We start from the raw sequence: 8,082 nt of genomic DNA on the forward strand, positions 1-8,082 counted from the left end.
CGGGTAGCCCGGAGCGGCGAGGACCGCGTGGGCCTCGGCCGCCTCCGCGAGGCCGAAGGTCCGGCCCACACGGAGCGTCAGCTCACCGGCGTCGACCAGCCCCACCAGCCGCCCCAGCTCCGCCCCGTCGGCCGCGACCTCCTGCTCCACCACCCGCACCCCCCGCTCGGCGGCCGGCGCCGCCCCCGGGATCAGCCCGACGTACGCGCCCCCGTCCCGCACGAACCCCAGCGCGGCCGCCCCCAGCACCGCCGCGTCCAGCACCCCGTCGACCGGCCCCGCCGGCTCCGCACCCCGCGGGACGAACTCCTTCGCGCCCAGGGACCGTACGAGCTCCTCGTCCCCCTCCCCCGCGAGGGCCGTCACCACCAGCCCGGCCCGCGCCGCCAGCTGGACGGCGATCCCGCCCACCGACCCGGCCGCGCCGGTGATCAGCACCGACTCCCCCGCGCCCAGCCCCAGCAGGTCCAGCGCCCGCGCGGCCGTCAGCCCGCTCAGCGGCAGGGCCGCCGCCACCGCCGCGTCCACCGACTCGGGCGCCGCGGCCACCGCCGAGGCGTCGAGCACCGCGTACTCGGCGTGCGTGCCGAGCGGCTTGACCGTCCCGTAGTGCAGCCCGACCACCCGGCTGCCCGGCGTCCAGCCCTCCACCCCCGGCCCGACCTCGTCGATCTCCCCCGCCACGTCCCAGCCGAGCCCGATCCGCTGCCCGGCCCCGCCGAAGACGCCCGCGCGCACCGCCCCGTCCACCGGGTTCACCCCGGCGGCCCGGACCCGGACCCGCACCTGCCCGGCCGCCGGCCTCGGCACCTCCACCTCGGCCACCCGCACCTGCTCCGGCCCGCCGAAGCCGTCCACCACCACGGCTCGCATGGTCTTGCCGTTGCCCTTGCCCTGCTCGATGCGCTCGGTCATGATCTCTCCCCGTTCAGGCGTTCCGGCCGTTCCGGCCAGTCGTCTCGTTTCCGATGACCACTAACCTAAGGAGAGGTACTCTCTTTCCGTAAGTACGCACTTCGGAGTGCGTACCCGACCCGGAAGTGGGCACCCATGGCCACCCAGACCGCCGCCGCCCGCCGCGAGGACGCCCGCGCCGCCTACGACGCCTTCGTCAAGGAATGCCCCACCAGCCAGCTCCTGGCCCGCATCAGCGACAAGTGGGTCGGCCTCATCCTCAGCGCCCTCGGCCAAGCCGAGAACGGCTCCATGCGCTACAGCGAACTCGGCCGCAAGATCCCCGGCGTCAGCCAGAAGATGCTCACGCAGACCCTCCGCTCCCTCGAACGCGACGGCATCGTCACCCGCTCCGTCACCGCCTCCGTCCCCGTCCGCGTCGACTACCGCCTCACCGAACTCGGCGGCAGCCTCGGCTGCCTCCTCTCCTCCGTCAAGCGCTGGGCGGAGAACCACTTCGACGAGGTCAGCGCCCACCGCGCGGCCTACGACGAAGGCCGGTAATTCGGCCGCGCCGCCCCCACCCCCGATGGCATGCTGGGACCGTGAACGGTCCCGGTATTGAGCTCACCCTCGCCCCCGAACTGCGCCTCTTCGCGCCGCCCAGCCGGCGCGTCGACCGCGTGCCGACCGCCACCGACGGCGCCTCCAGCCTCGGCCACGTCGTCGAATCCGCCGGCGTCCCGCTCACCGAGGTCGGCCGCCTCCTCGTCGACGGCCGCGAGGTGCCCGTCTCGTACGTGCCCCAAGCCGGCCAGTCCGTCGAGGTCTTCGGCGTCGACCGCCCCCAGCAGGTCCCCGGCGCCCCGCTGCGCTTCCTCCTCGACGTCCACCTCGGCACCCTCGCCCGCCGCCTGCGCCTCCTCGGCGTCGACGCCGCCTACGACAACGAGGACCCCGGCGACCCCGCCCTCGCCACCCGCTCCGCCGCCGAGAACCGCGTCCTGCTCTCCCGCGACCGGGGCCTGCTGCGCCGCCGTGAGATCTTCGCCGGCGCCTACGTCTACAGCGACAACCCCGACGACCAACTCCGCGACGTCCTCGGCCGGTTCGCCCCCGCCCTCGCCCCCTGGACCCGCTGCACCGCCTGCAACGGGCCCCTCCACGAGGCCGACAAGGACAGCGTGGGCGACCGGCTGGAGCACGGCACGCAGCGCTCGTACGACGTCTTCGCCCAGTGCTCCGACTGCGAGCGCGTCTACTGGCGCGGGGCCCACCACTCCCGCCTGGAACGGATCGTCGACGAGGCCCTGGCCGAATTCGGCGACGGCGCCACCGTCTGACACCGCCGCCCGCGAGGCGGCCGTCGCCCGTCAGAACGCGTACGCGTCCCCGGTGTCCAGGGCCAGCACCACGTACTCGTTGTTGCCCCGGTTGCGGTCCGTCGCCCCGCCGTTCCACCAGGTGTCGATCCGCACCGCCACCTCCGACGGCCGCTCCCGCAGCCCCAGCACCAGCCCGATGTGCCGCCCCCGCCCGTGCTCGGGCAGCGGCCCCGTCTCGCACACCACCTCGCGCTCCCCCGCCCGCGCACACCCCCCGGCCGACTCCTGCACGTCCGCCAGGTCCGCCGACAGGCGCACCCGGACCGTCGCGTTCGCCAGCCCCGACGGGCCCTCGTTCTGCGGCACCATCCACACCCGCAGCTGCCCGCGCGCCAGGGACACCCGCCCGTGGTAGGCCACGTCCGCCTCCGGCCCGGCCCCCGACGCCCCCGCCGGCCCGGCCCCGGCCAGCACCAGCGAGCCCGCCACCACCACACTCCGCACGGCACCACGGCGCACCGCCACCACCTCCTCGCGCGGACGGTAACCACCCCGGCGAACCGCCGATCGGACCATCACACGAACGAGGGCGAGCCCACCCCCATTCGCCACCGCTCCCCCACGCGCCCCATCAGCCCCCCGGCCTATGCTGGCCAGCGTTCGCACACAACCCGCACGAACGACCGAACGATCACCCGAGACGCACACCGCGACCGCACATCGCGACCGAACGAGGAGCCCCGCCCATGAGCACGCGCACGGCCACCCGAACCGCCGTAGTCACCGGCGCGAGCAGCGGAATCGGCGCGGCCACCGCCCGTCAGCTCGCCGCCGCCGGCTACCACGTCGTCCTCACCGCCCGCCGCAAGGACCGCATCGAGGCCCTCGCCGCCGAGCTCACCGCGGCCGGCCACGAAGCCACCGCCCACGCCCTCGACGTCACCGACCGCCCCGCCGTCGACGCCTTCGCCGCCTCCCTCACGCGCTGCGACGTACTCGTCAACAACGCCGGCGGCGCCATCGGCGCCGAGCCCGTCGCCACCGGCGACCCGGCCGACTGGCGCACGATGTACGAGGTCAACGTCATCGGCACCCTCAACCTCACCCAGGCCCTGCTCCCCGCCCTCGTCGCCTCCGGCGACGGCACGGTCGTCGTCCTCTCCTCCACCGCCGGCCACGCCACCTACGAGGGCGGCGCGGGTTACGTCGCCGCCAAGAACGGCGCCCGCGTCCTCGCCGAGACCCTCCGCCTGGAGATCGTCGGCCAGCCCGTGCGCGTCATCGAGATCGCCCCCGGCATGGTCAAGACCGAGGAGTTCGCCACCACCCGCTTCCGCGGGGACACGGAGAAGGCGGAGAAGGTGTACGCGGGCGTCGCGCACCCCCTCTCCGCCGACGACGTGGCCGACACCATCACCTGGGCGGTCACCCGCCCCAGCCACGTCAACATCGACCTCCTCGTGGTCCGCCCCCGCGCCCAGGCCTCGAACACGAAGGTCCACCGCGAGCTCTAGACCAGCCCGGCACTCCTCAGGTACGGCATCAGGGGCGCGGGCTTCAGCCCCGCGGCCCTGGCCGCACCCAGCGCCCGCTCCAGGTCCGCCGCCAGCGTCGGCGTGAAGTGCAGCAGCACGATGTCCCCCGGCCTCAGCTCCGGGGCCGGGGGCGTCTGGCTCCAGGTGGTGAAGTCGTACGTCCAGGTCACCAGCGCCTTCACCCCGCACGCCTTGGCCGCCAGCCGCACCTCGTCGTTGACGACCCCGTACGGCGGCCGCAGCAACTTGGGCGCCTTCCCGAACGCCGCCTCCAGCCGCTCCCCGGCCCCGCACACCTCAGCGTCCTTCCCGGCCGCGTCGAGGGTGGTCAGATCGGGATGGTTGACGGTGTGGTTCTCCACCGCGACCCGCCCCGTACCGACGAGGCCGGTGAAGTAGGCGGTGTCGTAGTCGGTGGCTCCCGGCAGCAGGAACAGGGAAGCGGGCACCCGCCGCTCCACCAGCATCCGCGCGGCCTCGGCGTCATGCGTCCACCCGTCGTCGATGGTGATGAACACGACCTTCTCGGAGGTGGGCACATGCGCCACGACGGGCGGCAACCCCACGGCGGCCTGAGCCGCCCCACCGCCCCCGACCCCCAGCGACAACGCCGCGACAGCGGCGACGAACACACGAGTTCTCCACATGCGGCACACCCTGGTCTAGACCAACTCCACCCGTCAACCCCCACGCCGTAAGCGGAAGTTGAGCCGCCGCACGGCGGCCGCGCCCGTACGAGTGAAAACCACGGGGAACCCCACCACCGACTTACCGGCTCGTCACCCTGAGGCCGTGAACATCGCAGCCGCCGCCGACCGTCTCACCAGAGACCTCCCCTGCCACCGCGTGGAGATCCTCCAGGGACGGCTCACCGCGACACCACACGACGACGGAACCCACGCACTCATCCTGACCAGACTGACCGAGGCGTTCCACGGCGCCGGAGCCCGCACGGCGGGCCTCAGAACCCTCCAGGCCCTCGGCCTGTGGCTACCCTCCGGGCCCGAGGACTACGCCGTTCCCGACTTCTCCGTCGTCGAACAGACCTTCATGGAATCCGAGCCGCGCGAGCACTGCTACGCACCCGACGCCTTCCGCATGGTCCTGGAGGTCACCGGAGACCACTGGTCCGACGACCTGGCCATCAAGGCCGCCTGCTACGCCCAGGCCGGCATCCCCGTCTACCTCGTGGCCGACCGCCACCACGACGAGGTGGTCCTCCACGCCGACCCCGAGGCCGGGAAATACCTCACCCGTGAGACCTACAAGCGCGGCACGCCCCTGCGCCTCCCCGAATCGGTCGGCGTCTCGCTCACGCTGCCAGCGGATCGCCTCCTCGACGGTGACGCCGACTGACTCTCAATGGCGTGTGACATTCCGTCACGCGTTCGAGTGAAGGGCACGCAACGGGCGGATTCCCGGCCGAAGTCACACCTACCTTCGGTGACAACACAAACGGCCCCCGCCCGGGATGGCAGTCCCGGCCGAGGGCCTCACCGACAAGGAAGACAAGGCTTCCCCATGGCTGAACAGGACCCTAGCGCCCCCGTGCGCTTCATGGACCTCACCGATCCCCGTTACGCGTACATGTTCGGCTTCCTCCAGGCCGACGGGCACCTCTCGCAAGGCAGAGGGCAAAAGGGCCACCTCACCGCCGAAATCAATGCGCGAGACATCCACATCCTCCGCGAGTTCCAGCAGCTCACGCCGTACCACAGCTCCATCACCGAACGGGTCCGCAGTACCAACTTCGCCGAGATGCACCACTCCGCAACCTGGACGGTGTGCTCCCTCGAAGCGAGGACCATCGTCAACGGACTGGGGATTCCCTACGGCAAGAAGTCCCTCAGCATCAAGCCGCCACGTACGGGGTTCTCGCGCCCCGACTACGTGCGCGGAATCATCGACGCGGACGGATCACTCGGCTGGACGGCCCAAGGATTCCCGTTCCTCTCCCTGACATCGGCCAGCACAGCCATCGCGGCCTACCTGTGCCACTACGGGAAGAAGATCACAGGTACAGAGCGCACGATCTCGCGCAACCAGCGGGACGGGGTCTACAACGTCTGCTACTACAAGGAGACGGCACAGCAACTCGCCGCACATCTCTACTACGACGGCTGTCTGGCCCTCGATCACAAGAAGGCGAGAGCAACGTCGATCCAGGCGTGGGTGCGCCCCGCCGGCATGAGGGTCGCCCCACCGCGGCGCCGCTGGACCGCGCAGGACGACAGGGAACTGGTCCGCCTCGATGACCCGGCCGCCGCGGCCGTGGTCCTGGAGCGCACCGAACAGAGCTGCGCCATGAGGCTCTGGCGCATCCGCACCGGCCGGGTGGCCCTGGCACCACAGTAGGTCCGGCAACGAGAGGGTGGGTGCTCCGCGCGGAGCACCACCCTCTCGTTCAGCCCTTGATGCAGACGACCTGCCTCAGCTTGGCCACGACCTCCACGAGGTCGCGCTGCTGCTCCATGACCTGCTCGATCGGCTTGTACGCCGCCGGGATCTCGTCCACCACACCCGAGTCCTTCCGGCACTCCACGCCCCTGGTCTGCTCCTCCAGGTCCCGTGTCGAGAACCGCCGCTTCGCCGCCGCACGGCTCATCCGCCGGCCCGCTCCGTGCGAGGCCGAGTTGAATGCGGCCTTGTTACCTAGCCCCTTCACGATATAGGTGCCCGTCGCCATCGAGCCGGGGATGATCCCGTACTCGCCGCCACCCGCGCGGATGGCGCCCTTGCGCGTGACCAGCAGGTCCATACCGTCGTACCGCTCCTCCGCCACGTAGTTGTGGTGGCAGCTGATCTCCTGCTCGAACGAGACCTTCGCCTTCCGGAACTCCTTCCGGAGGGCCTCCTTCATCAGGCTCATCATCACGGCACGGTTGTACTTGGCGTACTCCTGCGCCCAGTAGAGGTCATGCCGATACGCGGCCATTTCCGGAGTCGCCGCGAGGAACACCGCGAGATCCCGGTCCACGAGCCCCTGGTTGTGCGAGAGCCCTCGCGCAACGCCGATGTGATGTTCGGCGAGTTGGTTGCCGATCCCTCGGGAACCGGAGTGCAACGTCAACCAAACCGACCCATTTTGATCGATATTGACTTCCGAATGATGATTTCCTGCGCCAAGTGTCCCCATTTGCCGCAGCGCCCGATCCCGCCGGAACTTCACCGCATCCGCGACATGGTCGAAACGCTCCCACAGATCCCCGAACCCTTTGGCCGAGAACCCGTACAGCCTCCCCGGATCCACCGCCTCCCGGTGCATCCCCGCTCCCACGGGAATCGCCTGCTCGATCCGGGACCTCAGCTTCGACAGGTCGCCCGGGAGGTCGTTCGCCGTGAGGGAGGTCTTGACCGCCGACATGCCGCAGCCGATGTCCACCCCCACCGCCGCCGGGCACACCGCGTCCTTCATCGCGATCACCGAGCCGACCGTCGCGCCCTTGCCGTAGTGGACGTCCGGCATCACGGCCAGGCCCTTGATCCACGGGAGCCCGGCGGTGTTCTGCAGCTGCCGCATGGCGCTGTCCTCGACCGACGCCGGGTCCGTCCACATCCTGATCGGGACGTTCGCCCCGGGTACCTCTACATACGACATAACAGAACAATCCCCCGGAAAACAGCAGAAAGGTAGGAGTACGCGAAAAGCCGCGCTCATACCCCCAAAACAGACAGGGAACCGGCGCCGGCACCAGCGTGTGCGATAGACATTGTGTCCATCCGTGCCCAAGTCGCGGCAACGGAATTTCCCGAGGACGCCAAGGAAGCCAGGGGAGCGAGTGAAGCCGATGGACGTGGAGCGCACGCCGGTACGCCGCCGATTCCTGCCGGGCATCGCGATGCTCACCGCGCTCGTCGCCGGCGCGACCGCGTGCACCGGCAGCGGCGGTATCGGCGGCGCCGGCGACCAGAAGAACGGCGGCAGCACCGCCGCCCCCGCGCAGCCCGGCAAGTACCGCAGCCTCCCCCAGCCCTGCAAGGCCGTCGACGGCAAGCGGCTGCGGGCCATGCTCCCGGCCACCGACTCCCTCACCACCGAGCAGCGCGAGCAGCTCTACGCCGGGACGGCCGAGCCCTCGTACGACGCCGACCGGCACGTCGGCTGCCGCTGGAACGCCCAGACGCCCGAGGCGACCCTGCTGCTGTCGGTCACCTTCGAGCGGGTGGTCTCGTACGACCGCGCCGCCGCGAGCGACGACGACAAGGCGCGCCAGGTGTACGTGCGCCGGCTGACGGACGCGCACCTGCCCTTCCCCGGCCCGACCACGAGCCCGAGCCCGAGCCCGAGCCCGGGTACGAGTACGGGCACGGGTACGGGGGCTCCTGCC

The 8,082-nt window shown here is 71.2% G+C and carries 9 protein-coding genes and 1 pseudogene; 6 read left to right on the forward strand and 4 right to left on the reverse strand.

The window, feature by feature from the left end; translation table 11 throughout:
• Positions 1–873 (reverse strand): NADP-dependent oxidoreductase (locus tag VR44_RS18140; protein ID WP_045948577.1); only part of this gene is annotated, 873 nt, incomplete at its 3' end.
• 177 nt (positions 874–1,050) lie between these two features.
• On the opposite strand from VR44_RS18140, the gene VR44_RS18145 reads away from it, so the two are divergent.
• Together VR44_RS18145 and VR44_RS18150 are read left to right on the forward strand one after the other, a co-directional pair.
• The gene (locus VR44_RS18145; RefSeq protein WP_045948569.1) at positions 1,051–1,458 is read left to right on the forward strand and encodes a winged helix-turn-helix transcriptional regulator; all 408 of its coding nucleotides are present in this window, start codon (positions 1,051–1,053) and stop codon (positions 1,456–1,458) included.
• A 41-nt stretch (positions 1,459–1,499) separates the two neighbouring features.
• Complete coding sequence (locus tag VR44_RS18150) at positions 1,500–2,237, forward strand: Mut7-C RNAse domain-containing protein (protein WP_045948570.1); 738 nt, start codon at positions 1,500–1,502, stop codon at positions 2,235–2,237.
• Positions 2,238–2,267: 30 nt separating this feature from the next.
• Here VR44_RS18150 and VR44_RS18155 read toward each other — a convergent pair whose 3' ends face one another.
• Positions 2,268–2,738 (reverse strand): hypothetical protein, encoded by a 471-nt coding sequence (locus VR44_RS18155; protein ID WP_245691921.1) that lies wholly within the window; start codon positions 2,736–2,738, stop codon positions 2,268–2,270.
• Between the two features lie 227 nt (positions 2,739–2,965).
• Between VR44_RS18155 and VR44_RS18160 the strand changes: the two genes are divergently transcribed.
• Entirely contained in the window at positions 2,966–3,733 is a 768-nt protein-coding gene (locus tag VR44_RS18160) for an SDR family NAD(P)-dependent oxidoreductase (RefSeq protein ID WP_045948572.1), read from the forward strand.
• Here VR44_RS18160 and VR44_RS18165 read toward each other — a convergent pair.
• Positions 3,730–4,386, reverse strand: coding sequence for a polysaccharide deacetylase family protein (locus tag VR44_RS18165; RefSeq protein WP_245691932.1), 657 nt, complete (start codon positions 4,384–4,386; stop codon positions 3,730–3,732). The two genes, VR44_RS18160 and VR44_RS18165, sit on opposite strands and share 4 nt — an antisense overlap.
• Before the next feature lie 160 nt (positions 4,387–4,546).
• Between VR44_RS18165 and VR44_RS18170 the strand changes: the two genes are divergently transcribed.
• Both VR44_RS18170 and VR44_RS18175 read left to right on the forward strand, forming a co-directional pair.
• Complete coding sequence (locus VR44_RS18170) at positions 4,547–5,110, forward strand: Uma2 family endonuclease (RefSeq protein WP_045948574.1); 564 nt, start codon at positions 4,547–4,549, stop codon at positions 5,108–5,110.
• Between the two features lie 165 nt (positions 5,111–5,275).
• Complete coding sequence (locus tag VR44_RS18175) at positions 5,276–6,109, forward strand: hypothetical protein (RefSeq protein WP_045948575.1); 834 nt, start codon at positions 5,276–5,278, stop codon at positions 6,107–6,109.
• Between the two features lie 49 nt (positions 6,110–6,158).
• Here VR44_RS18175 and VR44_RS18180 read toward each other — a convergent pair whose 3' ends face one another.
• On the reverse strand, positions 6,159–7,352 hold the full coding sequence (locus tag VR44_RS18180; RefSeq protein WP_045948576.1) for an RtcB family protein: 1,194 nt from the start codon (positions 7,350–7,352) through the stop codon (positions 6,159–6,161).
• Positions 7,353–7,533: 181 nt separating this feature from the next.
• On the opposite strand from VR44_RS18180, the pseudogene VR44_RS18185 reads away from it, so the two are divergent.
• Positions 7,534–8,082: pseudogene (locus tag VR44_RS18185) on the forward strand (hypothetical protein); the annotation flags it as partial.

It is taken from the genome of Streptomyces katrae, assembly GCF_000966975.1.
GTDB lineage: Bacteria > Actinomycetota > Actinomycetes > Streptomycetales > Streptomycetaceae > Streptomyces > Streptomyces katrae.

Coding starts and splice junctions, on each gene's coding strand:
- VR44_RS18145 (WP_045948569.1), top strand. CDS start 1,051: ATGGCCACCCAGACCGCCGCCGCCCGCCGCGAGGACGCCCGCGCCGCC.
- VR44_RS18160 (WP_045948572.1), top strand. CDS start 2,966: ATGAGCACGCGCACGGCCACCCGAACCGCCGTAGTCACCGGCGCGAGC.
- VR44_RS18175 (WP_045948575.1), top strand. CDS start 5,276: ATGGCTGAACAGGACCCTAGCGCCCCCGTGCGCTTCATGGACCTCACC.
- VR44_RS18180 (WP_045948576.1), bottom strand. CDS start 7,352: ATGTCGTATGTAGAGGTACCCGGGGCGAACGTCCCGATCAGGATGTGG.